Raw genomic sequence first — 23,338 nt, 5'->3', positions numbered from 1 at the left:
GTCGGGGCGCGGCGCTATGGCCGCGCCCCGTGGCGCTTAGTTACGGATGTTGATGATGGTCTGGGTGAGCTGGTTGTCGGTCGAGATGACCTGGGCGTTGGCCTGGTAGTTGCGCTGCGCCTTGATCATGTTCACCAGCTGGGCGGTCAGGTCGGCGGTGTTCGACGCTTCGAGCGTGCCGGACTGGATGCTGCCCATGTCGCCGGTGCCGGCCGAGCCACGGATCGGCTGGCCCGAGTCCGCCGAGGCGGCCCAGTTGGTGTCGTTCAACTGGCGCAGGCCCTGCGGGTTGGCGAAGGTGGCCAGGGCCACCTGGCCGAGCGGGACGGACACGCCGTTGGTGTACTTGGCCGACACCACGCCCTCGCTGGAGACGTCGATGGCGGAGAACTTGCCGGCGGCGTAACCGTCGTTGCTCACCGCGGTGGTCGAGAAGCTGTCACCGAACTGGGTGACCTTGCTCAGGTCGACGTTGAGGTTGAGCGGCTGCGCGCCCGGGTTCGGCGACACCGCGCCGAAATTGAGCTTGCCGTTTGCCGGCGTGGCGATGGCGCCGCCGCTGCTGAAGGTCACCGGCTGGGCGCCACCGACCTGGGTGCCGTCCACGGTCATGTAGGCGTTCCACGAGTTGGAGCCGGCGGCGTCCTTCGCGTAGTAGACGTTGACGGTATGCGCCGCGCCCAGCGAATCGTAGGCCTGGAACGTCGACATGTTGTTGTAGGTGGTGTCGTCGCTGGCATTGAACGCGCCACCGGTCGGCGCCGCGGCGCTGGCCGGCAGGTTCGCGGTCAGGCCGATGTTGGCGCTGGCCTTGGCCGGCGCGGAGCCGGAGGTCAGCTGCAGGTCCTGCAGGGCGCTGATGTCGTAGCCGCCCGACGCGGTCGGCGGATACACCTGGAGGTGCTGGCCGGTGGCATTGACGACGTAGTTGTTGTCGTCCGGGTGGAAGTTACCGGCGCGGGTGTATGAGTAACCGGCACCGTCGCGCAGGGTGAAGAAACCCGTGCCGCTGATGGCCATGTCGTAGGAGTTGCCGGTCTGCGTCGTGTTGCCGTCGCTGAACTGCTGGGCGATGTTGGTGACGCGGACGCCGCTGCCGGCGGCCGTGGCGGAAAGGTTCTGGCCGGCCACCGAATACACCTGGGAGAACTCGGCGCGCGAGCCCTTGAAGCCCACCGTGCTGGTGTTGGCGATGTTGTTGGCGGTGACTTCCAGGTCCGTGGAAGCGGCATTGATGCCGCTGAGTGCGATATCGAAAGGCATGGAGGCGATTCCTCGGTGGGATTACAGGATTTGCGCGATCTGGCTAAGCAGGGCGCCGCCGTAGCCGGCCACCTGCACGTACGTACCGTCGGTTCCGGAAGAACCGACGCCTTCCACCTTGCCCTTCACGAATGTGTCGGCCGCCGTGTCGCCGGAGGTGGCGGAAATCTGGTAAACGCCGTCGGCCAGCTGGGTGCCGTCGTCGGACTTGCCGTCCCAGGTGAACTGCTGCAGGCCGGAATCCGGCTGGCCCATCGGGATCGTGCGCACGACGTTGCCGGCGCTGTCCTTGATCTGCACGTTCACGTAGGTGCCCGACGTCGGCACGTTGACGGCGCCGGACAGCGTGGAGTCGGTGAGCTTGCCGGCCGACGAAGGCACCAGCACGTCGTTGCCGACCAGCGACGCCGCACGGACGAACTGGTCGCCGGTGAGGTTGGTCGACAGGGTGTCGAACGACGACTGCAGCTGCTGGGTGGCGGCCACCTGGGAGAACTGCGCCATCTGGGCGACCATGTCGTTGGCGTCCATGGGCTTGGTCGGGTCCTGGTTGGTCATCTGGGTGACCATGAGCTTCAGGAAGTCCGACTGGTCCAGCGTCTGCGACTGCAGCTGCGAGGACGTGGACGTGCCGGTGGTGCTGGTGCTGCTGGTACCGCTGACGGTAGTCATGGGAAAGGCCCTTATTTGCCGAGGTCGAGCGTCTTCTGCATGAGCTGCCTTGCGCTGTTCATGACTTCGACGTTGTTCTGGTAGGAGCGCGACGCGGAGATCATGTTGACCAGCTCGTCCACGGGATTGACGTTGCTCTGGTAGACGTAGCCGTCGGTGTCCGCCATCGGGTTGCCGGGCTCGTAGCGCGACTGGATCGGCGCCTGGCTCTCGGTGATGCCCATGGCGCGCACGCCCTGGTTTTCCATCTGTCCGTTGACCATCTGCTGCACGGCCGAGAACATTGGCTGCTTGGCGTGGTAGGCCGCATCCGCGCTGCTGGCCACGCTGTCGGCGTTGGCCATGTTGCTGGCGGTGGTGTTGAGACGGGCCGACTGCGCGGCCATGCCGGAGCCCGCCACGTCGAAGATCTTGAGCAGGCTCATGAGCTGCCTCCGGTGATGGCGGTGCGCATCATCTTGATCTGCGCGGTGATGAAGCTGAGGGACGCCTGGTAGTGGATGGCGTTGCCGGCGAACTGGGCCTGCTCGACCTGCGTGTCCACCGTGTTGCCGTCCATCGACGGCTGGGTGGCGGCGCGGTAGGCGAGCTTGTCGGCGTCGGCCAGGGCATAGGTGGGGTTGCCGCCGATGTGGCCGGATTCGGTCGCGGCCATGGCCAGCTGGTTGCCGTCCTGGGCGCCGGTGGCGGCGGTGAGGGCCTTGCGGAAATCCACGTCGCGGGCGAGGAAGCCCGGCGTGTCCGCATTGGCCAGGTTCGACGAAATGACTTCCGCACGGCGCTGCCACAGGTTCAGCGCCTGTGGGTGCATGCCGAGCAGCGGATCCGGTTTGTCGATCATGGGCGTGGGCCCCTCGTGGGTTCTTGGCCCGAGGGGATCAGCAAGACGCGTGCCACGGCTTCGGCAGTAGCAAGAAACGGCGCCGTGGCGCCGTTCGTGGGGGGTTTGCGGGGGTGTGGCTAGGGGGGTGTGACGGAATACTGACGCGGGTGGGGGCTGGCTGGGCGACGGTGGGTTGTCGCGGGTGGGGGCGCGTCGCGCGTCGCTGGTCGGCGGGTCGCGGGTGGTGGGTCGCGCGCGGGCGCGCTCCTACAGGGGGCGGCGGTGGCGGGGGTTAGGCGGGGAGGAGGTCGAGGACGGCGGTGGCCAGGATTTCGGGCTGGAACTTGGCGATGAAGCGGTCGGCACCGACCCGGGCGACCATGGCTTCGTTGAAGACGCCGCTGAGCGAGCTGTGCAGCAGGACGCGGAGGTGGCGCAGCTGGGCGTCCTCGCGGATCGCCCGGGTCAGGGCGTAACCGTCCATCGAGGGCATTTCGATATCCGAGACGACGAGGTCGACGCGCTCGTCGGCCGGGCCCATGGCCAGGCTGCGCAACACGTCGAGGCCTTCCGTGCCGTCCTTCGCCAGCACGCATTCGAGGTCGAGCTTGCGGAACAGGTCGGACAGCTGGGTACGCGCGACCAGCGAGTCGTCGACCACCAGCACGCGGCGGGTGCCGCCCTGCTGCACGTGGGCGGCCTGCTGCACCTTGTCGGAGATTTCCACGGCCTGCGGGTTGATCGAGGCGAGCACCTGCTCGACGTCGACCACGGCCATCAGGTCGCCATCCAGCCGGGTGACCGCGTTGACCCGGGCGCCGTAGCCGAGTGCGGGCGACGGGGCGGCCATGTTGGCCCCGTCGACGTGCACGATCCGGTCGACGTCGGAAACCAGGAAGCCCTGCACGGTCCGGCTGAACTCGGTGACGATCAGGTGCGCGGTATCCACCATCGCCAGCGGCGCGTAGCCCATGGCGGCGGCCAGGTCGATCACCGGGATGGTCTGCCCGCGGTAGTCGAAGCTGCCCGAGACCAGCGCGTGCATGCTCGGCATCCGCTCAAGCCGGGGCCGGCGCAACACCTCGCGCACCTTGAAAACGTTGATGCCGAACGCCTGCCGGTCGCCCAGCCGGAACAACAGCATGGCCACGCGATTGTGGCCCGCCAGGCGGGTGAAGGTTTCGACGGTGTCGAGGAGAGGCATGGGGGGCGTCGGTTTCTGCGGTGGGGTGTCGAGCGTTCGGATTAGGTATCGGCCTTGACGCCGTGAGCTTGAGTACCCGATCCGTAGGAGCGCGCCTGCGCGCGATGGGGGTGTCGCGGGCCACATCGCGCGCAGGCGCGCTCCTACATACAGGGTGGGGATGGCTTGGCACACGCCTTGCTTCCCTCAAGTCCGGACCACCCTGACCGACAAACTGGTCGACCACATACATACGGGCTTACCCAACACCATGTCTTTGCTCTGGAGCCAGCACGTCCGCCTCCTCGCCCACGCTGCCGCGACGGGGGACGCCGCGCGCGTCCGCGCGTTGTCGGCGCAGTATCCGGCGGCTGCCGCCGCGATGGGCGCGTTGCTGGTGCCGCCGAAGGCGGAGCCGCGTACCGCCGCGGCCACCACCATCCAGGCGATCGAACAACAGGGCATGGCGCTGAACAACGCGCAGGCACTGGGTGTCACGCTGCTGGAACTGGGCACGGCGGCGGATGCCGGTCGTGACGCCGCCAGCCGTTTGACGGACGCCAGCGCCAGGATTTCGACGGCGGTCGACCAGGCGCATGCCGGCGTGGCCGGCGTATCCGACGTCGGTACGCAGGGCGTGGCGACGGCTGGCGACCTCGATGGCCAGCTGCGCCTGCTGCGCAGCGCGCTGTCGGGCATGAGCCGCAACCATGCACAGTTCTCCGATTACTTCACGGCCATTCGCAAGCTCACGGCGGCCGTGCAGGACATCGCCCACCAGACCAACCTCGTGGCGCTGAACGCGGCCATCGAAGCGGCGCGTGCCGGCGAGGCGGGTCGCGGCTTCGCCGTCGTCGCCGACGAAGTGAAGCAGCTTGCCGAGAAGACCACCCAGGCCACGGCCGAGATCGACCAGGTCACCCATGCCGTGGGTGAGTTCGCCCACCAGCTGGACGAAGCCGTGCAGGGCAGCCTGCGCCGGATCGACGTGACCCAGGCCGGCGTGGCCGGCATGCAGGCCTCGCTGGGCCGCATCGACGACGCCGTGCGCGGCGCGAGCGGCAGCCTCGACGCCGCTCGCGAGGGCCTTGGCGGCCTGCAGGGTCGCGTGGCCACCGCTCAGTCCGCCCAGGCCACGCTCGGCCGGGTGACCCAGGAAGCCCGCCGCCAGGCCGACGCCGCGGCGCGCGCCACCGTCCTTGCCCACCGGCTCGGCCTGAACAAGCTCGACTCCGAAGGCGCACTGGACGCGGCCACGCTCAGCCAGATGGTCCGCGAGGCCTGCCAGGGCCTGCGCTTTGCCGTTGAACTGGCGGCACGCGACCCGGCCGGGCTGGACCGCCGCTGGCTCGACACCACCCCGCTCCTGCGCTGCATCGACCAGCTGCGCGTGCGCCGCGCCGATGGGTCGGCGGACGCCGCCCATGCCGCCGCGGAACGCTTCGGCACGATGGCTTCGGCCTATGCCATCACCCTTGGCGAAGGCCGCCACGCCGACGCGGGGCACATGGTTCCCGGCTTGCTGAAGGAACTGGAGGCGATCACCCAGGGCCTCTCCGTCGCCGTGGCCGAGCGCGCCGCGTGATCCATCGCGTCGCCAGCGCCGTGCTCGTCGCCTGCGTGGCCGCGTGCCCGCTTGCCGCGGCCGCGGAGCAATCGCTGCCGGCGGTGACCAACGCCGCCCTGTCGTGGCTGGCGAAGAACCGCACGCCGCCCGGCGCACGGCTGGTGGCCGAGGCCGTGCCGCTGGATAGCCGCCTGCGCCTGGCCGACTGCGCCGCCCCGCTGGACGTCTCGCTGCCGGGCAACCGGCCACTGGGTGCCCGCGCCAGCGTCGTCGTCCACTGCCCCGTCCCGGGTGGCTGGACCGCCCGTGTTTCGGTCAAAATTCAGATGTTCACCAACGTCCTGGTCACCACGCGCCCGCTGGCTCGCGGTGACGGCCTGGGTGCGGACGACCTCCGCAGCGAGGAACGGGACGTCGCCAGCCTGGCCTACGGTTACGTAGCCGGGCTGGACCAGGTCCAGGGTCGCGCGCTGGCGCGGCCGTTGAATGCCGGCACCGTGCTGACGCCGGGCATGCTCGCGGGCCGCCAGGCCGTGCGGGTGGGCGATGCGGTCAGCATGGAAGCCAGCGTGGACGGCGTGGTGATCCACGCCGATGGCATAGCGATGGGCGCCGGCGATGCCGGGGCCAGGGTCAAGGTCCGCAACGCGTCGTCAGGGAAGATCCTCGACGCAGTCGTCAGCGGGCCGGGATCTGTCGCGGTACTGCCATGAACGAAGTACGAATCCGGTCACACTTTGCCGGATAGCGCCAGTTAAAGTTTGCGTCCCGAGGGCCGATAAAGGGTTCGAAGGACACAGGTTCCGAGGGATATACCCATGACGACGACGATCAAACCAGGCATCCAGGCCCAGCAGCCGCCGGTCCAGTTGCGCACCCAGGCCCAGGGTACGGGCGCCGCTGCCTCCGCCCAGGGCTCTGCCCCGGTGCGTAGCACGGCCGACAGCGTGAACATCACCGATTCGGCCAAGGCGCTGGACGCCGCCAGCCGCTCGGACGGCATCGACACCAAGCGTGTCGACGAAATCCGCTCGAAGCTGGCCGACGGCACCTACAAGCCCGACGCCCAAGCCATCGCCAGCAAGCTGGTCGCGATGGAGAGCCAGATGGGTGGCAAGGCATGAATGCCAGCAGCCGTGACTTCGACAGCGCCCTCAGCGCCGTGATGGGCGACCTCGCCCGTGAGGTCGACGCGCTGCATGCCTGCCTGATCGAAGAGCGCATGGCGCTCGACCAGGCCAATGCCGACGCGTTGCAGAACGCGACGCGCAGCAAGGGCCACCTGCTCGACCGGATCGACCGCCTCGACGTCGAGCGCCGCCAGCTAAGCAGCGCATCCGGGATCGACAGCGCCAACGATGCCCGCTGGGCGCCGACCTTCGAGCGCATCCGCGAGTGCCGCCAGCTCAATGAAACCAACGGTCGCATCGTCAGCCAGCGTATCGGCCACGTGCGCCAGGCGTTGTCGCTGATTTCCGGCGACGCCAGTGGCGGCAGGGCCGCCACCTACGGGCCGAAGGGAAGTACACAGGTCAGCCTGCGATCAGGGATGTTCGCCCAGGCCTGAACCTCCCCCACCCTCCCGCCCACCGATCCAGCTCACAAAGAAAGGCAATGGCAGTGAACCCCCAGGCGGCAGCGGTGAATGACGATGGCATCCTTCCCATCGTTCGCGTTCCCATCCTCGACCGCAGGCAGGCGCTGTTCGCCTACGAACTGGTGTTTCCGCGCCCGTCGGGCACCGATGCGGAAACCGCCGCCACCGCGCATACGCAGGCCACCCTCAGTGCCATCGCCGATGGCAGCCTGAAGCGCCTCGTGCGCGACAATCGCGCCTTCCTGCACATGTCGCACGAGCTGCTGCTCGAGCACGCCGACATTCTTCGCCACAACGCGCGCCTTGGTGCGATCGTCAACGCCGACCTCGGCGCGGACGAGCACCTGCTGGAAAAACTGCGTGAGCTGAAGGGCCATGGCTGCCTGCTCATGCTCGAAGATTTCAACCTGCCCGCCGACCCGGCCCATCGCGCCGGTGTCGATGCGGTGCTGCGCATCGTGCAGTTCGCCAAGATCGCGGTAAACCACCGCCATCCCGTGGCGGCGCGTGCGCACATGGATTACGTCCACGCGTTCGGCGTCAAGGTCATCGTCACCGGCATCGATAGCCACGAGACGTTCGCCGACTACGCCGACCAGGACGTCGACGGTTTCCAGGGCAAGTACCTGCTGCGCCCCGAGCGCGTGGACATGCCGCGGCTCACCCCGAGCAAGCTGGGCGTGCTGCGCCTGCTGGGCGCGCTGCAGGATCCGGACAACGGCCCGATCGAACTGGGCAAGATCATCCGCGACGACGCCATCCTCAGCTACAAGCTGCTGGGCTGCGTGAACTCCGCTTATTTCGCCCTGCCCCGCCAGCTCAAGTCGGTGGAACAGGCGGCGGTGTTCTTCGGCGTCAACCGCATGCGCAACTGGATCTTCACCATGGCCGTGTCGGGCATGGACGAGCGTCCGCCGGAGCTGCTGCGCCAGGCGCTGATCCGTGCACATATGTGCGAGAAGCTCGCGCGCAACGTCAAGCCGGAGCTGCAGGAAATGGCGTTCACCGCCGGCCTGTTCTCGTTGCTGGATGCGCTGATGAACGTGTCCATGGCCTACGTGCTCGAACACCTGCCGCTGGCCATCGAAATCCGCGAAGCGCTGCTGGAAGGCACCGGTCCATTCGCCCCGATCCTCGACCAGATCCGCCACTGGGAACAGGGCGAACTGGAAACCGACGTGGCCCTGCGCGAACAGCACGTACAGCAGATGGCTTCGCTCTACCTGGAAGCCACCGCGTGGGCCGACCACGTGTATGCCTTCGCGGACGGCCCCGTCGCCGCCTGATCCGGTTTCAAACCAGGGTCGGTGCGATCAGGTGGATCAGCACGTACTGCCAGATCAACATCAGCGACATGCCGATGATGGCGATAAGGGTGAGCGCCGCACCGACGGCGCGCCCGGCGGACATGCCCGGCGTCGACGACAGGCCGAGTGCATGCACGATACGGCCGAGCACCAGCACGATGCCGAACGCATGCAGTAGCAGCGGCAAGGTCTGGTTGAGCTCGAGCACCAGTAACAGGATGAGCCCCATCGGCACGTATTCGATGGCGTTGCCGTGCGCGCGCACGGCACAGGCGAGCGTGCGATTGCCGCCGTCGCCCAGGCCGATGCTGGTGTTGCGACGCAGGAGCATCACCCTCACCGCCAGGCCGATCATCAGCAGGGCCAGCAGGGCGGCGTAAAGACCAGTGATGCGCATGGAAACTCCGTGACGGGATCAGTGGGACGCGCGGCTTGCGTGTTGCTGGACGCGCCAGATGGCGAGGCCTGCGCCAAGCACGGCGAAGAGCAACCATACGCTGGCCGCCATGGCGTCGCCAGCCAGCCACATCACGCCGGCCACGGCCGAGACCACCACCACGCCGATACCCACGGCGAACAGGACGTCGCGGCCGAAACGGCCACCGGATGCCAGCAGCAAGGCGCCGACGATGGCCAGCAGGTAGGCCACGGCGCGCACCGGCACCACGCCCACGGGCGGCTCCGGCAGGGCCGGGATCACGTCGAGCAGGCTACGTTCGCCCACCTGTACATCGAAGCCCGGTTCGCTGCCCTGGTCGGTCTTGCCGGGCACCAGCGCGTCGCCATCGATGCGTGCCAGCACGGTCATCGCCTGCAACGGCACCGCCTCCCAGCTCACCCGCAGGTCGCCAAGGCGCGGGCGCGCCGGCTTGCTGCTCGTCACCAGCGCACCGTTGTAGGCCTGGAAGGTCGCCGCGAGGTTCGGCGGCAGCGCCTTGTCGGTCACCGGCACGGCAACGCGACCGGGGAACTGGCGGACGATCTCGCTGGCCAGGCGGAAATTGCCGAGCTTCACTTCGCCCGCCTCGAACTGCCGCCCCTGGACGGGGAAGGCACCCGGATTCACGTGGCCCTGCGGCTTGGCGAAACCGGTCGCGTCGATCGGGCGATCGACCCAGTCGAGTTCGTAATGGGTGTTGCCGCCAACGGTGATCTCGCGCCATTGGAACATTTCAACGTGGCGGACCAGCACGGGCGAGTCGCTGCTGACGTTGAATTCGCGGTCATGCGGCGCGTCGAACACCTGCGGCATGCCGCTGACCCGGGTGGTCGAACCGTATTGGCCAGCGGCCGGACGGCCGGCCGCGCCGAGGTCGAGCACGGGCGCACCATGCCGGTTCACGGCCGCGGCATAGTCCATCACCCTGCGCTCGTTCCAGGCCACCAGGCCCAGCGCGCAGAGCAACAGCAACGCACCCGCGATACGGGCGCCCCACGCCATGCCGGCGCCATCGATTTTCCTGCTTACCCTCATCCTGCCCCCGTAGCTGCCTTTGGCGACCTCACGCGGCCCAATCGGCAAGCGCAGGATGGATATCGGCCGCGTGATAGCGTCCTTTATCGTCCACCGCCACCGAGGCCATCGCGCAGCCGTGGTCATGCGTGAAAAAGAGCCGCACGCCACGCGCCAGCTTGTCGTCCAGGAAGGCCTTTTTTTCGTCGATCAGTTTCTCGGGCCACCGGTCGTAGCCCATCGTCACCGGCAGGTGGACCCATGCCCGGCCCGGGATGAGGTCGGCGCAGAACGCCACGCCGCCCACCTCGGCCAACATCAACCCGGGGGTATGGCCCTCGGAAAACTCAAATCGCACGGCGTCGCCCAGCGACGACGGTACGCCGGGCTCGACCAGCTCCAGCCGGCCGCTCTCCTCGAGCATGCGGATGATGTCGGGGACGAACGAGGCGCGGTCGCGCGGATGCGGGTGGCGCGCACGCTCGAAGTGATCCCTGCCGACGAGGTAACGCGCGTTTGGAAACAGCAAACGCGCCGGCTCGCCGTCCGCCCACGGCGCCAGCAGGCCGCCGGCGTGGTCGAAGTGCAGGTGCGATAGCACCACGGCATCGATGTCTTCGTGCGACAGGCCGGCCCCGGCCAGCGAATCCAGCAACACGTGGCGATCTTCCACCACGCCGTAGCGCTCGCGCATCGACGGTTCGAAGAACGCACCGATGCCCGTTTCGAACAGCACGTTGCGGCCGTCCAGATCCGTGGCCAGCAGGCAACGGCAGGCCAGCGGGATGCGGTTTTCCTCGTCCGGCTGCACCCAGCGCGACCACAGGGCGCGCGGGGCATTGCCGAACATGGCGCCGCCATCCAGCTTCTGCGAATTACCGATAAGCGACCAGAGTTTCATGCACGTACTTTACTGCACCTTGCCCAGGCCCGAGGGCCGACGGGGATCGCTGGCGGCCTCGAGCTTGCCGGTGCGATGGTCCCAGGTCACCACGTTCATGAACCCCCACGGCGAACGCGGACGCAGCACGTGGCCCATGTCGGACAGGGTCTTCGTGGTCGCCGCGTCGAACACGCCGTCCTCCACGTCCACGCGGTCGGGCAGGTACTGGTGGTGGTAGCGTTTCTGCGCGGTGATCTCGGCCGCACCCTTGCCGTCGATGAAGGCGAGGATGCCTTCGAGCACCTGGGTGATGATCGTGGAACCACCGGGCGAGCCGATCACCGCCGTGCGGTTCGCGCCGAACACGAAGCTCGGCGACATCGACGAAAGCATGCGCTTGCCGGGCTCCGGCTTGTTCGCTTCCGCACCGCGCAGGCCGAACGCGTTCGGCTGGCCGGGCACGAGGGCGAAGTCATCCATCTCGTCGTTGAGGAACACGCCCGTGCCATCGGCGACGAAGCCCGAGCCGAACTCGAGGTTCACGGTCAGCGTCGAGGCGACCATGTTGCCATCGGCGTCGATCACCGAGAAATGCGTCGTGTGCATGCCGGGCTCGGACGCCATGGCGGTCGGCAGCAGGTCCGACGGCGTCGCCTTGTCCGGGGAAATCGTGGCGCGCAGGCCATCGGCGTAGAAACGCGACAGCAGCATGTCCAGCGGCATCTTCACGAAGTCCGGGTCGCCGAGGTATTCGTTGTGGTCGCGGAAAGCGCGGCGCATCGCCTCGATGGTGAGGTGGGTGGAATGCGCCATGTCGAGCTTCGCCAGGTCGAAGCCGGCGAGGATGTTGAGCACCTCGGCGATGGCGACGCCGCCTGACGACGGCGGCGGCGCGGTGACGATGCGGTAACCCTTGTAGTCGATCCGCAGCGGCTCGCGCTCCTTCACCTTGTACGCGTCGAGATCGGCCTGGCTCCAGTTACCGCCGGCCTTGCGCGACGCATCGACGAGCATCTTCGCCGTCTCGCCCTTGTAGAAGCCATCGCCGCCCTTCTCGGCAAGCCGCTTCAGCGTGTTCGCGAGGTCCGGCTGCTTCAGCGTCCAGCCTTCCGCCGGCGGCTTACCGCCCGGCAGCATGATCGCGGCCGAGGACGGATAGCGCGACAGGATCTCCTGGTTCTCGGCGATTGTCCCGAGGAAGCGGGTATCCGGCTGGTAGCCCTCGCTCGCCACGCGGATGGCCGGTGCGAGCGACTGGCTCAGCGGCAACTTGCCGTAGTGCTTTGCGATCCAGGCCAGGCCAGCGGGCTCGCCGGGGATGCCGGCCGAGAGCGGGCCATGGGTGGAGACATCGCGGTTGGGTTTGCCGTCCTTGCCGACGTAGACCTGCATGTCGACGGCCTTAGGTGCGGTTTCGCGCGCATCAATGAAGATGTCGCGGTTGTCCTTCGCCACGTGCAGCATCGCCATGAAACCGCCGCCCAGGCCGGAGCTCTGCTGCTCGACCACGGCGAGCGTGGACGACACGGCGATGGCGGCGTCGAAGGCATTGCCGCCCTTGGCCAGCACTTCCAGCCCGGCATTCGTCGCGAGGTAGTTCGCACTGGCGATGGCAGCGTGGCCAGGGCCGCGCGCCGCGGGTGCAGGAGCGGCCGGCGTGGTCGACTGGGGACGCTGGTCGGCGAACGCGATGCCAGGACCGACGACAAGGAACACGGTCGCGGCGAGCACGCGCCACGATGGGGCATGGACCATGGGGGCCTCACTTTGCGGGGATATCTCGAAGTCCGAGATTAACCGATTGCGGCGGCCGGGGCCCGCGCCGTGGTTACTGGGCCGCTTTGGCCATCAGGTGCTCGTATTTGCGCATGAGCTGGTCTTGCGACTCCACGCGCTCCGGATCGTGCGGTATGCACTCGACCGGACACACTTCCACGCACTGCGGGTTATCGAAATGACCGACGCATTCGGTGCAGAGGTCAGGATCGATCACGTAATACAGCTCGCCCAGCGAAATGGCCTTGTTCGGGCACACCGGCTCACAGACGTCGCAGTTAACGCAGGTATCGATGATCATCAATGACATGCCGCGAATTTTAGCGCGTTTCCCTCCTACAGGGCGGGGACAGATGTAAAACAGGGGGACCAGACGCAGGAAGGGCGCCCAAAGGCGCCCTTCCTGACGATTAACGCTTGACGCTTTACCCAATCACATCGCCACGAAGCGAACCGTCGCACCCGTCGGGGCCAGCGCATCGGTGACGCGCTGCTGGTCGGCCTGGTCGCCGATGAACAGGATGATGACGTTCTTGAACGAGCCCGCATTGGCGCTCTTGAAGGCTTCGACGATCAGGTCGGCGGTCTTGGCCGACTCGGGGCCGCCGAAGACCAGCATGTTGCCCGGGGTGACGCCGCGGGCGACGGTGCCCTGGACGTTCTCGAGCTGGCGGGCGCGGCCATCCTGGCCAGCCTGGTCGTCACCGGCCGGCACGAAGTACGGGAACGGACGGTCGGCGGTCATGCCCTCCATGTTCTTGCGCACGATCTGGCCGAAGTACTGGCTCCACGCCTTGGTATCGGTGGGGTTGGTCGGCTTGGCGACGGCGGCTTCCTGCTGGGTGGCGGCCTGGTCGGTGTCGTCCGACTTGTTGCAGGCCGACAGGGCGAAGGCGGCGGTCAGGGCCAGGGACGAGGCGAGGACGAACTTACGCATGATGATCACCTTTGTTTTCAAGAGTTGCGCCAGCGTTGGCGCATGGCCTGCTGCACCGCCGGATGCACGAAGCCGGAGATATCGCCACCCAGGCGACCGATTTCACGCACGAGCGACGAGGAGATAAAGCTGTACTGCTCGGCCGGGGTCAGGAACAGCGTCTCAACCCCGGGGATGAGATGGCGATTCATGCTGGCGAGCTGGAATTCGTATTCAAAGTCCGACACGGCGCGCAGGCCACGCAGGATCACCCCGGCACCGATCTCCGTGACGAAGTCGGCGAGCAGGCAGTCGAAACCGCGCACTTCGACGTTCGGCAGGTCGGCCAGCGCCAGCCGGGCCAGCGCAATGCGCTCGCCCAGGCTGAAGCCCGGGCCTTTGTTACGGCTCTCGGCCACCGCGACCACGATGCGGTCGAACAGCGGCGCGGCGCGCGACACGAGGTCGGCATGCCCGTTCGTGACCGGGTCGAAAGTACCCGGATAGACGGCGAGGCGCGGATTGACCGGCGGAGGAGTCATGAATGGACTGGTCGGGGGAAAACGCGGGCTAGCTTAGCGGATCAGCCGGGGTGCGGCGATAGAGGGTGAAGACGACGTCACCGGCGCTGCCCTGGCGGTGCACCTGCCAGCCCGGCGGGACGCTCGGCGAAGCATCCCGCGGCGCTTCCACGTAGATCCACGCCGAGGGCGCCAGCCAGCCATGCGCTTCGAGCGCCGCGGCCGCGGCGTCCCACAGCCCGGCGGCGAAGGGCGGGTCCATGAACACCACGTCGAACGGCTTGCCACCGCCGCCCAGCCAGCGCGCCGCGTCGTCGACCACCACGGCGGCCTGGACTTTCAGCCGGGCGAGATTCGCCTTCAGCGCCGTGGCCAGCTTCGGCTCGCGCTCCACGAAGGTGGCCATGGACGCGCCGCGGGACAGCGCCTCGATGCCCAGGGCGCCGGTCCCGGCGAAGAGATCGAGGCAGCGGGCGCCCTCGATCACCGGCTGCAGCCAGTTGAACAGGGTTTCGCGGACGCGCTCGGGCGTAGGGCGCAACCCGGGAAGGTCGGGGACCTCGAGCCGGGAATTGCGCAGGCTGCCGCTGACGATGCGGATACGGCCGATGGCGTTCATCGCTCAGCGGCCAGAGGGGGCGGGGGTGCTAGCATTCGTCCATTGTCTTTGAATCCCCCACGCAATGCTCAAGTTCTGGAAGAAGAAGCCCGCCGAGCCCACCCCGACGCCCGCTGCGGCGCCGGCCGAGGAGCGCGTCGAGCAGCCCGTCGCGCCTGTCGCCTTCGACAGCACGCCCGCCATCGCCGAGGTGCTTGCCGAAACGGTGGCGCCCGAGCCGGCCGCGCCCGAAGTCGAGCCCGATGACGAAGAAGCCGCGATCGTCGCCGACGCGCAGGCCGCCCAGCCGGCGAAGCGCAGCTGGCGCGAGCGCCTCTCCGGCAGCGGCTTCGCCAGGAGCCTCAGCTCGATCTTCGTGCGCCACCCCAAGCTCGACGACGACCTGCTCGACGAGCTGGAGACCGCGCTGATCACCGCCGACGTCGGCGTCGAAGCCAGCACGAACCTGGTCGAAGCGCTGCGCAAACGCATGCACAAGCGCGAGTTCGCCGACGCGGGCGCCCTGCTCGCAGCCCTGCGCAGCGAGCTGGTCGGCCTGCTGAAGCCGGTGGAAAAGCCGCTCGACGTGGGCACCCACGCGCCGTTCGTCATCCTCACCGTCGGCATCAATGGCGTGGGCAAGACCACCACCATCGGCAAGCTGGCCCGGCGCTATCGCGACGAAGGCCGTGGCGTGATGCTGGCCGCGGGCGACACCTTCCGCGCCGCCGCCGTCGAACAGCTGAAGACCTGGGGCGATCGCAACAACGTTCCCGTGGTTTCGCAGGGCCAGGACGCCGACGCGGCCAGCGTGATCTACGACGCCCTACAGGCCGCCCGTTCGCGTGGTACCCAGGTGCTGATCGCCGACACCGCCGGCCGCCTGCACACCCAGGGCGGCCTGATGGACGAGCTGGGCAAGATCGGCCGCGTGATGAAGAAACTGGATCCAGGCGCGCCACATGAGGTGCTGATGGTCATCGACGGCACCACCGGCCAGAACGCGATCAGCCAGCTGCGCCAGTTCCGCGAAACGGCGGGCGTCACCGGCCTGGTCGTCACGAAGCTCGACGGCACGGCCAAGGGTGGCGTGATGTTCGCGCTGGCCCGCGAGTTCGGCCTGCCGATCCGCTATGTCGGCCTCGGCGAAACCGCAACCGACCTGCGCGTCTTCGAGGCCGAGGCCTTCGTCGACGGCCTGCTGCCGGCCGCGCTGGGCGGCTGAGCCAGGCCCACCCGCCGCATGATAAATCAGCGCCTGCGCACCTTCCTGTTCGCGACCGGCGGCTTCGTGGCCGCGCTGGTCGTTGCGCTCGTCATTGCGATGTACGTGGTGCTGCAGCCCGATCGCTTCACGTCGTTGCTGCAGGCCCAGGCGCGCTCGATCGGGCTGTCGGTGACCCTGGCCAGCCCGGCCACGCCGACACTGTGGCCGAAGCCGGCGCTCGAACTCGAAGGCCTGACCGTGCGCGGTCGCGACGGCGGCACGCCGTTGATCGTGGCGACGCGCGGCAAGCTGGTGTTGCCGTGGCGCACGCTGTTCGGCCGCGACACGCGCATTTCCCGCCTCGAGGTGGAAGGCGCGCGGATCGACCTGGACGCGGTCTCCGCCTATCTCGACACCTTGCCGAAGCGTCCGGCCACCGCCGGCGCGACGCTGCCCACAATCGACGCGGGCTTCCGGATCAGCCGCGGCACGCTGCTGCGCGGCAACCGCCTGCTGCTGTCCAACGTGGAAGTCGATGCCGGTGCGCTGGCCAGCGGCCGCCACGCCATGTTGTCGCTGGCTGCCGACACCGCCGACGGCAGCCCTTACCAGGTCGTGCTCGCCGCGGTTCCGACCTTGCAGGGCGGCGTACTCACGCTCAGTGACGTGGCCCTCGACGTGGCCTCGCGCGATCGTTTCGAAAGCAAGCTCAAGGGCGAAGCGACGTGGCGCGGCGGTGCCGACATCGGTGCTTCGCTCTCGGGTCAGCTCGCCCGCGACAAGCTCGCCCCGTACGACATGGTGCTGACCGTCACGCCGGCGAACCAGGAAGACCCGCTCTATGTCGCGGTAAAGCTGGACGGTGAAACCGACCACGCCGACGTACGCGTGCCGCCACTCGCGCTGGCCGACTGGTGGACCGGCGTGCAAGCCGGCGGATCGGCCACCCTGCCCCCGCTGCTGGGCAGCCTCGACGTCAACGCGATCAATGCGGGTAGCGTCCAGGTGAAGGGACTGCGCATCCGTGCCACGCCCAACGTGCCGGTGTCGGCATCGACCAGCGCAAGGCCAGGCACCGCGCCGTGAATCGTTTCGCCGAAGAATTGCTGCGCTGGTTCGATCACCACGGGCGCAAGGACCTGCCGTGGCAGCATCCGCGCGATGCGTATCGCGTGTGGCTGTCGGAGATCATGTTGCAACAGACGCAGGTGGTCACCGTCATCGGTTACTTCCAGCGTTTCGTCGAGCGCCTGCCGACCCTGCGCGAACTTGCCGCTGCCGACGAAGACACCGTGCTGGCGCTGTGGTCCGGCCTGGGCTACTACCGCCGCGCACGCTTCCTGCATCGCGCTGCGCAGCTTTGCGTCGAACAGCACGGCGGCGAGCTGCCACGCGATCTCGATGCGTTGATGGCGTTGCCGGGCATCGGCCGCTCCACCGCTGGCGCGATCCTGGCCCAGTCCCACGGCATGCGTTTCCCGATCCTCGACGGCAACGTGAAGCGCGTGCTGACGCGTTATCACGGCATTGCTGGGTTCCCCGGCGAGAGCGCCATCGAGAAACGGCTTTGGGTGCATGCCGACGAGCACACGCCCGCGCAGCGCACGGCGGACTACACCCAGGCGATCATGGACCTCGGTGCCACGGTCTGCGTGCGCAGCAAGCCTGCCTGCCTGCTGTGCCCGCAGGCTGCCTCCTGCGTGGCGCACCGCGATGGATTGACCGCCGTGCTGCCGACGGCGAAGCCCGGGAAAAAGATTCCTACCCGCTCGGTGGCCATGCTGTTGCTGCGCGATGCGCGCGGTCGCGTGCTACTGGAGCGCCGCGGCCCGACCGGTGTCTGGTCGGGCCTGTGGAGCCTGCCCGAAGCCGTCGACGCGGACAGCGCGCCGGCGACGGCGTCGACGCTGGCACGCGTGCGTTCCGCGGACGCCCTGCCCGCCTTTACCCACGTATTCAGCCACTACCGGCTGGACGTTTCGCCCGTCCTGTTCGACCATGCGGCCCCGCTGGCCAGCGTAAACGATCGCGCCGACCGCCGCTGGTGTGCGCCCGCCGACCTGCAGGCCCTTGGCCTTCCCGCACCGGTGCGCACGCTGCTCGACCATCTTCCGGAGATAACCCCATGACGCGCACGGTTCATTGCGTGAAACTCGGCCGCGATGCCGATGGCCTCGATTTCGCCCCCTGGCCCGGCGACCTCGGCAAGCGCATCTACGAGAACGTCTCGAAGGAAGCCTGGGCACAGTGGCTCGCCCACCAGACCATGCTGATCAACGAGATGCGCCTGTCGCCGCTGGATCCGAAGACGCGCACCTTCCTCTCCGCGGAGATGGAAAAGTATTTCTTTGGCGGCGATGTCACCCAGCCGGCAGGCTATGTTCCGCCCGAAGGGGCTTGACGCCAGCCGCGCCACCCGATTTAATACGCGGCTCCACAAGCCGCAAGTCACATTGCAGGCACTCGTGGCTCGGTAGCTCAGTTGGTAGAGCAGGGGATTGAAAATCCCCGTGTCGGCGGTTCGATTCCGTCCCGAGCCACCATTATTCAAGGGCTCGCCTGCATGGCGGGCCCTTTTTTTTCGCCCCGCCGCCGCTGTAGGAGCGCGCCCGCGCGCGACCGCCCCCGCCAAGCACCACCAACGGCGTACCACCTACAACCCTCGCGACATGTCGGGCTCCAGGCCTACATACGGGCCCATGGATGACGTGGCATCGTTCCACATCGTTTTCTTCTGGGAGCCCAACGTGATGCCCGGTGCCTTCGCCTGCAACCTTGTTCCGTCGGCGCCATCCGCCAGGCCTCGTCACGAAGTTCCCGCGCTTCTCAATCAGGAACCGATGCACCCTACCGATGACTTGGCTGCCCTGGACGTAAACATTGCCGAGGAGGAAAAAACCATGCTGATCGCAGTCCTGCAGAGCATCAATGGTCGCCTTGACAGCATCGACGGGCGCCTCACCAATATTGAAGGGCGCCTCACCAATGTGGAAAGCCGCCTTACCTGCGTGGAAAGCCGCCTTACCAACGTGGAAGGCCGCCTTACCAACGTGGAAGGCCGCCTGACCTGCGTGGAGGGAACGCTCACCCGGATGGATGCGCGGATGGATCGCATTGAGGACCGGCTCGACGGAGTCGACGATCGACTCGACAGGATCGACCTTCGCCTCGACCGCGTCGAAACGCGCATGGACTGTCTGGACGTCCGCGTCGAACACATCGAAAGGAACGTTGGAAAGCTGCAGATCGATGTGATCAAGCTTCAGTGCGACGTTTCGAGGTTGCCCAGCTGGAAGGTCATCGGCGCCGCAGCCACGGGCACCTTCGTCGCGACGGCCGCGGCCGTCGACTGGCTCAGCGACGGTGGCGCCAAAACGATTTCGAAGTGGTTCAACTAACCCTGTACATCCCGCCCAGCCTGCGCCGCGCACTCGCGCAGCGCATCGTCGACGATGGCCTGCTCATCCTGCACTGTCCCGGGCGTCTGCCGTGACAGGCTGACCAACCGCGTGTCCATGGCCGCGCGCAGACGCTCCTGTGCCGTCTGGCCGCAGGGCGTGCGTGGCTTCCAGTCGCTAAGCGCATCCGCACGCTTGCGGAGTGTCGCAATCAGGTCTTCGCGCTGGTCCGCAGGCGTCTGTTCGGCGGTGGCGATCTGGGCACGCCATTCGCTCACCACCGCGTGCAGATCGCTGCTGTCGGCCGAGATCGCCGCCGCATCGCGCTGGCGAGCGCCATGTGACGCCGTGAGCGCGAAGATCAGGGTCGCCAGCGAGGCGAGGAAGGCGACGCCGATGACGATGAAGACGGCGCGCCGTCCGCTGTCTCGCGGGGGCGCATTGGAGGGCTGCTCCGTCATGGCCGGATCCTGCATGGGTTCAATCGCTTATTGTGCCCCAGCGGCCCGGGCCATCGGTCGCGACGACGACTGGCAGCGACGAAATGCCCTACCGCCGACCGGCCCCGTGACCTACGTAACACGCGTGCCAGCCGTTACGTGGCTATAGTCCCAGGCCTGTCCCATCCAAGGAAGCCGATCCGCATGCCTCGTTTGCGCACCCTCGCCCTCCTCGCCGCGCTGGCCGCCGCTTTTGCCGGCCCCGTGGCCGCCGAAGACCTCAAGGTGATGACGTTCAACGTCCGCACCATCACGGGGCCCGACGGCCCGAACCGATGGGACATGCGCAAGGATCTCTTCGCGGACACGATCCGACAGATGGATCCGGACGTCGTCGGCACGCAGGAGCTGGGCCAGCAGCAGGGTGACGACACCGTCGCCCGCCTTCCGCAGTTCACGTGGTTCGGACGCGACCGCTTCGGCGGCCACAAGGACGAGCACATGGGCATTTTCTACCGGAAGGACCGCCTCAAGCTCATCAAGTCGGGCGATTTCTGGCTATCGGACACGCCGGACAAGGTCGCGAGCATCACCTGGGGCAACATCTTTCCGCGCATGGTGAACTGGGCCCTGTTTGAACGCCTCTCCGACCACAAGCAGTTCTACCTGCTCGATACGCACTACCCGTACCGCGATACCGACGAGCCGGCGCGCTCGAAGTCCGCGCACGAGATGGCCGAGTGGGTGAAGAAGCTGCCTGAGGGCATCCCGGTGGTGATCACCGGCGATTTCAACACCGGGCCCGATAGCGACGCGCACAAGGCGCTCACGGCCACGTTCAAGGATGCCTGGGAAACCGCGCCCGAAAAGACCGGGCCGGACAAGACGTTCCACAACTTCACGGGAAACCCGGACAAGCGCATCGACTGGATCCTCTATCGCGGACTGGAACCGAAAAGCGTCCGCACCATCACCATTTCCAAAGATGGCCGCTACCCATCCGACCATTTCCCGGTCCAGGCGGATTTCGCGCTCTAAGAAGCCCACGCCTTGCATCGCTCCGTTTCATGTAATAACTTTAGTTACATGAAACGGAACGATCGCCTCTCCGTCGCGCTGCACGTGCTCCTGCACATGGCCGAGCGCAACGGTGCCGCCATGACCTCGGCCGAAATGGCCGCATGCGTCGAAACAAACCCTGTCGTCATCCGGCGCACCTTCGCCGGCCTGCGCGAAGCGGGCATCGTCACGTCCGACAAGGGCCATGGCGGCGGCTGGCGCCTTGCGCGCCCGGCCGCCGACATCGCCCTCGCCGATGTGCAGCGTGCCCTGGGCGAATCCATCCTTCCCCTCGCCTTGCACGAGGAGTCGCCCGGCTGCCTCGTGGAGCGCGCCGTGGTCGAAGCCGTGGATGGCGCCCTGCGCGAGGCGGCGAAAGTCGTGGAAGCGCGGCTGGCCAGCCTCAGCCTGGCCGACCTGGCGCACCGCGTGCAGCACATTTCGGCCGTGACCGGCCACAAGCTCAAGGGAGCGTGACATGCCCTACGACGTGATCGTGGTGGGCGGCAGCTTCGCCGGCCAGGCCGCGGCCATCCAGCTTGCCCGCGCGCGCCGCCGCGTGCTGGTCATCGACGCCGCCGCGCCCCGCAATCGCTTTGCCAGGGGCGCGCACGGCCTGGTCGGCCACGACGGGAAGCCGCCGCGGGCCATCGTGCAGGAAGCGACGCGCCAGCTACTCGCCTACCCCACCGCGGGCTTCCTCGATGGCGAGGCCGTGCAGGCCGAGCGCATCGACGATGTGTTCCAGGTGACGCTGGCCAATGGCCACCGCGAGACGGCCCACCGCCTCGTGCTGGCCACCGGCGTGAAAGACCACCTGCCCGACATCGACGGCCTTTGGGACCGCTGGGGCAGCACGGTCATCCATTGCCCGTATTGCCACGGGTACGAAGTGCGCGACCGCCCGCTGGGCTCGCTCGCCAGCTCGCCGCATTCGTGGCACCAGGCGAAGATGCTGCCCGACTGGGGGCCGACCACGTTCTTCACGCAAGGCGAGTACGAACCCGACGCCGAGCAGCTCGCGATCCTCGAACGTCGGGGCGTCCGCATCGAACGCACGCCGATCGTCGGGCTACGCGGTGACGCGCCCGGCCTCAACGCAGTGGAACTTGCCGATGGCCGCGTGGTGGAACTGGGTGCCCTGTTTGTCGCGCCGCGGACCAGCATCGCCAGCCCGCTCGCGGCGCAGTTGGGCTGCGCCATCACCGAGGGGCCGATGGGCCCGTACATCGAGGTGGATGAGTGGAAGGCGACCAGCGTACCCGGCGTTTATGCCGGCGGCGATGCCGCGCAGGCGATGCAGAACGCCAACCTTGCCATCGCGTCGGGCACCCTCGCCGGCGTCGGCGCGCACCAGTCACTGATGGCCTGAGCCCCGCGCACGCGGGTGCTCTTCACGCATGGCGGGCCGCCGGCGGTGGTAGCGCAGGCGGCGGCGCAGGCCGTCGGCACCGAGCAGCGCCACCGTGCCGCGGCGTTGCGACGGTGCCGGGAACACCTTCTGCGACAGGAGGATGCCCCAGCGGTCGAACGTGCGGTCGAACAGCACCGCCACGGCGATGACGGCGGCGAAGGTGACGGGGATCGTCGCGAGCGCGCCGGCCACCGGCGACAGGCCCGCGGTGCCCACCAGCCATGCGAAGCACCACGCCGATACGCTGAGCAGGATCGGCAGGTGCACCAGGTAGAACGCATACGAGATGCGGCCCATGAACTGCGCCACGCGCCCTTGCAACACGCGATCGAACACCCCGCAGCGCACGACGTACAGCAGCATGATGCCGCCGGCCACGTTGAAGGCGGCCTTGCGGACGTTATCGTCCAGCGGCAGCACGCGCGTCCACTCGTACCACGGCGACACATCGAAGCCGCCGCAAACCACGGCACCCACTACCAGGGCAGCGGGCAGCGGCTTCGAGCGCACAAGCGGCGCCTCGCCCACGTGGCTGCCGGCGAGGAACGCGGTGTAGTACGGCCAGTCGTTGGGGAAGAACCAGGCGAGGAGCGCGAGGGCCATGCCGAAGTTCAGCACGCCGGGCCCACCTTTCAACGTCAGGGCACGGTAGGCAAAGACGAACATCGAGCCGAGCAATTCGATCTTCATGGTCCACAGCGTGGGGTTGAAGCGCGACCAGCCGTTGAGCAGCGTGCCGTAAACGCCGTCGCGCAGGGCCTCCAGCGCATCGGGCGGCTTCATCCAGAAGTCGGCCAGCCAGGTCGAGCCCGACAGCGCGCCGGCCTCGCGCGCGTGCGACAGGCCCAGCGACATCACCAGCCACGCGAACATCACCGAGCCGAAGATCGGCACGCCAAGGCGCAGGAAACGCCGCGAGGCACGCAGCTTGAACACCATCAGGTCGCCGGACGCGAGGAACGACTTCGTCAGCACGTAGCCACTGAGCACGAAGAAGATGCACACGGCGAACTGGCCGTTCCACAGCACGGCCAGCGGCGGGAAGGCGATCACGTGGTCGACGACACCCTGCATCGCCGCCGGCGTGGTGGTGTCGGGATAAATCCAGGCAAAGCCGCCCGGCAGGAAGGCCAGGAACAGGTGGCAGAGCAACACGTTGACCGCGGCGAGGCCACGCAGGCCGTCGGCGGAGAGGTCCTTGCGCATCGATCTTCCCGCTGCGAAAAATACCATGTAACCAGCCGCGGCTTGGCTCCCCCGT

At 67.7% G+C, this 23,338-nt stretch carries 28 protein-coding genes and 1 tRNA gene; 14 read left to right on the top strand and 15 right to left on the bottom strand.

Features of this window, described 5'->3' with window-relative positions; genetic code table 11:
- Nucleotides 1–36: 36 nt before the first annotated feature.
- The 5 genes from KPL74_00780 to KPL74_00760 all read right to left on the bottom strand — a co-directional run bounded on the left by KPL74_00780 (nucleotide 37) and on the right by KPL74_00760 (nucleotide 3,962).
- Nucleotides 37–1,263: a flagellar hook protein FlgE gene (locus KPL74_00780; protein ID QWT20561.1), complete on the bottom strand. Its 1,227-nt coding sequence runs from the start codon at nucleotides 1,261–1,263 to the stop codon at nucleotides 37–39.
- A 21-nt stretch (nucleotides 1,264–1,284) separates the two neighbouring features.
- A complete protein-coding gene (locus tag KPL74_00775) occupies nucleotides 1,285–1,935 on the bottom strand; it encodes a hypothetical protein (protein QWT20560.1) in 651 nt (216 codons plus the stop codon).
- A gap of 11 nt (nucleotides 1,936–1,946) precedes the next feature.
- Nucleotides 1,947–2,360 (bottom strand): flagellar basal body rod protein FlgC, encoded by a 414-nt coding sequence (gene flgC, locus KPL74_00770; protein QWT20559.1) that lies wholly within the window; start codon nucleotides 2,358–2,360, stop codon nucleotides 1,947–1,949.
- Entirely contained in the window at nucleotides 2,357–2,776 is a 420-nt protein-coding gene (flgB, locus tag KPL74_00765) for a flagellar basal body rod protein FlgB (protein QWT20558.1), read from the bottom strand. The genes flgC and flgB overlap by 4 nt, the downstream gene beginning before the upstream one ends.
- 274 nt (nucleotides 2,777–3,050) lie before the next feature.
- Complete coding sequence (locus tag KPL74_00760) at nucleotides 3,051–3,962, bottom strand: chemotaxis protein (protein QWT20557.1); 912 nt, start codon at nucleotides 3,960–3,962, stop codon at nucleotides 3,051–3,053.
- Nucleotides 3,963–4,122: 160 nt separating this feature from the next.
- Between KPL74_00760 and KPL74_00755 the strand changes: the two genes are divergently transcribed.
- The 5 genes from KPL74_00755 (at nucleotide 4,123) to KPL74_00735 (ending at nucleotide 8,391) form a co-directional block, all read left to right on the top strand.
- Nucleotides 4,123–5,526, top strand: a complete 1,404-nt coding sequence (locus KPL74_00755; protein QWT20556.1) for a hypothetical protein — start codon at nucleotides 4,123–4,125, stop codon at nucleotides 5,524–5,526.
- Entirely contained in the window at nucleotides 5,523–6,221 is a 699-nt protein-coding gene (gene flgA, locus KPL74_00750) for a flagellar basal body P-ring formation protein FlgA (GenBank protein ID QWT20555.1), read from the top strand. Before KPL74_00755 ends, flgA begins: the two co-directional genes overlap by 4 nt.
- A gap of 105 nt (nucleotides 6,222–6,326) precedes the next feature.
- Nucleotides 6,327–6,632: a flagellar biosynthesis anti-sigma factor FlgM gene (gene flgM / locus KPL74_00745; protein ID QWT20554.1), complete on the top strand. Its 306-nt coding sequence runs from the start codon at nucleotides 6,327–6,329 to the stop codon at nucleotides 6,630–6,632.
- Complete coding sequence (locus tag KPL74_00740) at nucleotides 6,629–7,075, top strand: flagellar protein FlgN (GenBank protein QWT20553.1); 447 nt, start codon at nucleotides 6,629–6,631, stop codon at nucleotides 7,073–7,075. The genes flgM and KPL74_00740 overlap by 4 nt, the downstream gene beginning before the upstream one ends.
- Nucleotides 7,076–7,122: 47 nt before the next feature.
- Nucleotides 7,123–8,391, top strand: a complete 1,269-nt coding sequence (locus KPL74_00735) for an HDOD domain-containing protein (protein ID QWT20552.1) — start codon at nucleotides 7,123–7,125, stop codon at nucleotides 8,389–8,391.
- 7 nt (nucleotides 8,392–8,398) lie between these two features.
- Here KPL74_00735 and KPL74_00730 read toward each other — a convergent pair whose 3' ends face one another.
- The 8 genes from KPL74_00730 to rsmD form a co-directional block, all read right to left on the bottom strand.
- Complete coding sequence (locus KPL74_00730; GenBank protein ID QWT20551.1) at nucleotides 8,399–8,809, bottom strand: MAPEG family protein; 411 nt, start codon at nucleotides 8,807–8,809, stop codon at nucleotides 8,399–8,401.
- 18 nt (nucleotides 8,810–8,827) lie between these two features.
- Entirely contained in the window at nucleotides 8,828–9,886 is a 1,059-nt protein-coding gene (locus tag KPL74_00725; protein QWT20550.1) for a TMEM43 family protein, read from the bottom strand.
- 28 nt (nucleotides 9,887–9,914) lie between these two features.
- A complete protein-coding gene (locus KPL74_00720) occupies nucleotides 9,915–10,766 on the bottom strand; it encodes an MBL fold metallo-hydrolase (protein QWT20549.1) in 852 nt (283 codons plus the stop codon).
- Between the two features lie 9 nt (nucleotides 10,767–10,775).
- Nucleotides 10,776–12,503, bottom strand: coding sequence for a gamma-glutamyltransferase (gene ggt, locus KPL74_00715; protein QWT20548.1), 1,728 nt, complete (start codon nucleotides 12,501–12,503; stop codon nucleotides 10,776–10,778).
- A 73-nt stretch (nucleotides 12,504–12,576) separates the two neighbouring features.
- Entirely contained in the window at nucleotides 12,577–12,834 is a 258-nt protein-coding gene (locus KPL74_00710; protein QWT20547.1) for a YfhL family 4Fe-4S dicluster ferredoxin, read from the bottom strand.
- 123 nt (nucleotides 12,835–12,957) lie between these two features.
- The gene (locus KPL74_00705; protein QWT20546.1) at nucleotides 12,958–13,461 is read right to left on the bottom strand and encodes a hypothetical protein; all 504 of its coding nucleotides are present in this window, start codon (nucleotides 13,459–13,461) and stop codon (nucleotides 12,958–12,960) included.
- Nucleotides 13,462–13,478: 17 nt separating this feature from the next.
- On the bottom strand, nucleotides 13,479–13,982 hold the full coding sequence (coaD, locus tag KPL74_00700) for a pantetheine-phosphate adenylyltransferase (GenBank protein ID QWT20545.1): 504 nt from the start codon (nucleotides 13,980–13,982) through the stop codon (nucleotides 13,479–13,481).
- 28 nt (nucleotides 13,983–14,010) lie between these two features.
- Nucleotides 14,011–14,580 carry a 16S rRNA (guanine(966)-N(2))-methyltransferase RsmD gene (gene rsmD, locus KPL74_00695; protein ID QWT20544.1) on the bottom strand — a complete coding sequence of 190 codons (570 nt, stop codon included), beginning with the start codon at nucleotides 14,578–14,580 and terminating at the stop codon, nucleotides 14,011–14,013.
- 64 nt (nucleotides 14,581–14,644) lie between these two features.
- Between rsmD and ftsY the strand changes: the two genes are divergently transcribed.
- The 6 genes from ftsY to KPL74_00665 all read left to right on the top strand — a co-directional run bounded on the left by ftsY (nucleotide 14,645) and on the right by KPL74_00665 (nucleotide 19,164).
- Entirely contained in the window at nucleotides 14,645–15,784 is a 1,140-nt protein-coding gene (gene ftsY, locus KPL74_00690) for a signal recognition particle-docking protein FtsY (GenBank protein QWT20543.1), read from the top strand.
- Between the two features lie 18 nt (nucleotides 15,785–15,802).
- Complete coding sequence (locus KPL74_00685; GenBank protein ID QWT20542.1) at nucleotides 15,803–16,852, top strand: hypothetical protein; 1,050 nt, start codon at nucleotides 15,803–15,805, stop codon at nucleotides 16,850–16,852.
- The gene (mutY, locus tag KPL74_00680; GenBank protein QWT20541.1) at nucleotides 16,849–17,895 is read left to right on the top strand and encodes an A/G-specific adenine glycosylase; all 1,047 of its coding nucleotides are present in this window, start codon (nucleotides 16,849–16,851) and stop codon (nucleotides 17,893–17,895) included. Before KPL74_00685 ends, mutY begins: the two co-directional genes overlap by 4 nt.
- On the top strand, nucleotides 17,892–18,167 hold the full coding sequence (locus KPL74_00675) for an oxidative damage protection protein (protein ID QWT20540.1): 276 nt from the start codon (nucleotides 17,892–17,894) through the stop codon (nucleotides 18,165–18,167). Before mutY ends, KPL74_00675 begins: the two co-directional genes overlap by 4 nt.
- Before the next feature lie 66 nt (nucleotides 18,168–18,233).
- Nucleotides 18,234–18,309, top strand: a tRNA-Phe gene (locus tag KPL74_00670).
- A gap of 156 nt (nucleotides 18,310–18,465) precedes the next feature.
- Nucleotides 18,466–19,164 (top strand): hypothetical protein, encoded by a 699-nt coding sequence (locus tag KPL74_00665; protein ID QWT20539.1) that lies wholly within the window; start codon nucleotides 18,466–18,468, stop codon nucleotides 19,162–19,164.
- On the opposite strand, the gene KPL74_00660 is transcribed toward KPL74_00665, so the two are convergent.
- Entirely contained in the window at nucleotides 19,161–19,625 is a 465-nt protein-coding gene (locus KPL74_00660) for a hypothetical protein (protein ID QWT20538.1), read from the bottom strand. The two genes, KPL74_00665 and KPL74_00660, sit on opposite strands and share 4 nt — an antisense overlap.
- Before the next feature lie 183 nt (nucleotides 19,626–19,808).
- On the opposite strand from KPL74_00660, the gene KPL74_00655 reads away from it, so the two are divergent.
- Genes KPL74_00655 through KPL74_00645 form a run of 3 tightly spaced genes read left to right on the top strand, consistent with a single transcriptional unit; the run spans nucleotide 19,809 to nucleotide 22,035 of the window.
- Nucleotides 19,809–20,642, top strand: a complete 834-nt coding sequence (locus tag KPL74_00655) for an endonuclease/exonuclease/phosphatase family protein (protein QWT20537.1) — start codon at nucleotides 19,809–19,811, stop codon at nucleotides 20,640–20,642.
- Between the two features lie 48 nt (nucleotides 20,643–20,690).
- On the top strand, nucleotides 20,691–21,140 hold the full coding sequence (locus KPL74_00650; GenBank protein ID QWT20536.1) for an Rrf2 family transcriptional regulator: 450 nt from the start codon (nucleotides 20,691–20,693) through the stop codon (nucleotides 21,138–21,140).
- A gap of 1 nt (nucleotide 21,141) precedes the next feature.
- Nucleotides 21,142–22,035, top strand: coding sequence for an NAD(P)/FAD-dependent oxidoreductase (locus KPL74_00645; GenBank protein QWT20535.1), 894 nt, complete (start codon nucleotides 21,142–21,144; stop codon nucleotides 22,033–22,035).
- Here KPL74_00645 and KPL74_00640 read toward each other — a convergent pair.
- A complete protein-coding gene (locus tag KPL74_00640; protein QWT20534.1) occupies nucleotides 22,021–23,283 on the bottom strand; it encodes an acyltransferase in 1,263 nt (420 codons plus the stop codon). The two genes, KPL74_00645 and KPL74_00640, sit on opposite strands and share 15 nt — an antisense overlap.
- Nucleotides 23,284–23,338: the final 55 nt, after the last annotated feature.

The sequence above is a fragment of the Bacillus sp. NP157 genome, from assembly GCA_018889975.1.
Taxonomy (GTDB): domain Bacteria; phylum Pseudomonadota; class Gammaproteobacteria; order Xanthomonadales; family Rhodanobacteraceae; genus Luteibacter.
This window is presented reverse-complemented; position numbering and strand designations above follow the sequence as displayed.

Bases quoted from the DNA above. Each gene is read 5' to 3' on its own strand.
- KPL74_00720 (QWT20549.1), bottom strand. From the start codon at position 10,766: ATGAAACTCTGGTCGCTTATCGGTAATTCGCAGAAGCTGGATGGCGGC.
- ftsY (QWT20543.1), top strand. From the start codon at position 14,645: ATGCTCAAGTTCTGGAAGAAGAAGCCCGCCGAGCCCACCCCGACGCCC.
- KPL74_00775 (QWT20560.1), bottom strand. From the start codon at position 1,935: ATGACTACCGTCAGCGGTACCAGCAGCACCAGCACCACCGGCACGTCC.
- KPL74_00705 (QWT20546.1), bottom strand. From the start codon at position 13,461: ATGCGTAAGTTCGTCCTCGCCTCGTCCCTGGCCCTGACCGCCGCCTTC.
- KPL74_00740 (QWT20553.1), top strand. From the start codon at position 6,629: ATGAATGCCAGCAGCCGTGACTTCGACAGCGCCCTCAGCGCCGTGATG.
- ggt (QWT20548.1), bottom strand. From the start codon at position 12,503: ATGGTCCATGCCCCATCGTGGCGCGTGCTCGCCGCGACCGTGTTCCTT.
- KPL74_00645 (QWT20535.1), top strand. From the start codon at position 21,142: ATGCCCTACGACGTGATCGTGGTGGGCGGCAGCTTCGCCGGCCAGGCC.
- KPL74_00685 (QWT20542.1), top strand. From the start codon at position 15,803: ATGATAAATCAGCGCCTGCGCACCTTCCTGTTCGCGACCGGCGGCTTC.
- KPL74_00675 (QWT20540.1), top strand. From the start codon at position 17,892: ATGACGCGCACGGTTCATTGCGTGAAACTCGGCCGCGATGCCGATGGC.
- flgM (QWT20554.1), top strand. From the start codon at position 6,327: ATGACGACGACGATCAAACCAGGCATCCAGGCCCAGCAGCCGCCGGTC.
- KPL74_00735 (QWT20552.1), top strand. From the start codon at position 7,123: ATGGCAGTGAACCCCCAGGCGGCAGCGGTGAATGACGATGGCATCCTT.
- KPL74_00780 (QWT20561.1), bottom strand. From the start codon at position 1,263: ATGCCTTTCGATATCGCACTCAGCGGCATCAATGCCGCTTCCACGGAC.
- coaD (QWT20545.1), bottom strand. From the start codon at position 13,982: ATGACTCCTCCGCCGGTCAATCCGCGCCTCGCCGTCTATCCGGGTACT.
- KPL74_00660 (QWT20538.1), bottom strand. From the start codon at position 19,625: ATGACGGAGCAGCCCTCCAATGCGCCCCCGCGAGACAGCGGACGGCGC.
- KPL74_00725 (QWT20550.1), bottom strand. From the start codon at position 9,886: ATGAGGGTAAGCAGGAAAATCGATGGCGCCGGCATGGCGTGGGGCGCC.
- flgB (QWT20558.1), bottom strand. From the start codon at position 2,776: ATGATCGACAAACCGGATCCGCTGCTCGGCATGCACCCACAGGCGCTG.
- KPL74_00665 (QWT20539.1), top strand. From the start codon at position 18,466: ATGGATGACGTGGCATCGTTCCACATCGTTTTCTTCTGGGAGCCCAAC.
- flgC (QWT20559.1), bottom strand. From the start codon at position 2,360: ATGAGCCTGCTCAAGATCTTCGACGTGGCGGGCTCCGGCATGGCCGCG.
- KPL74_00730 (QWT20551.1), bottom strand. From the start codon at position 8,809: ATGCGCATCACTGGTCTTTACGCCGCCCTGCTGGCCCTGCTGATGATC.
- KPL74_00655 (QWT20537.1), top strand. From the start codon at position 19,809: ATGCCTCGTTTGCGCACCCTCGCCCTCCTCGCCGCGCTGGCCGCCGCT.
- KPL74_00755 (QWT20556.1), top strand. From the start codon at position 4,123: ATGGCTTGGCACACGCCTTGCTTCCCTCAAGTCCGGACCACCCTGACC.
- rsmD (QWT20544.1), bottom strand. From the start codon at position 14,580: ATGAACGCCATCGGCCGTATCCGCATCGTCAGCGGCAGCCTGCGCAAT.
- KPL74_00640 (QWT20534.1), bottom strand. From the start codon at position 23,283: ATGCGCAAGGACCTCTCCGCCGACGGCCTGCGTGGCCTCGCCGCGGTC.
- KPL74_00760 (QWT20557.1), bottom strand. From the start codon at position 3,962: ATGCCTCTCCTCGACACCGTCGAAACCTTCACCCGCCTGGCGGGCCAC.
- KPL74_00710 (QWT20547.1), bottom strand. From the start codon at position 12,834: ATGTCATTGATGATCATCGATACCTGCGTTAACTGCGACGTCTGTGAG.
- KPL74_00650 (QWT20536.1), top strand. From the start codon at position 20,691: ATGAAACGGAACGATCGCCTCTCCGTCGCGCTGCACGTGCTCCTGCAC.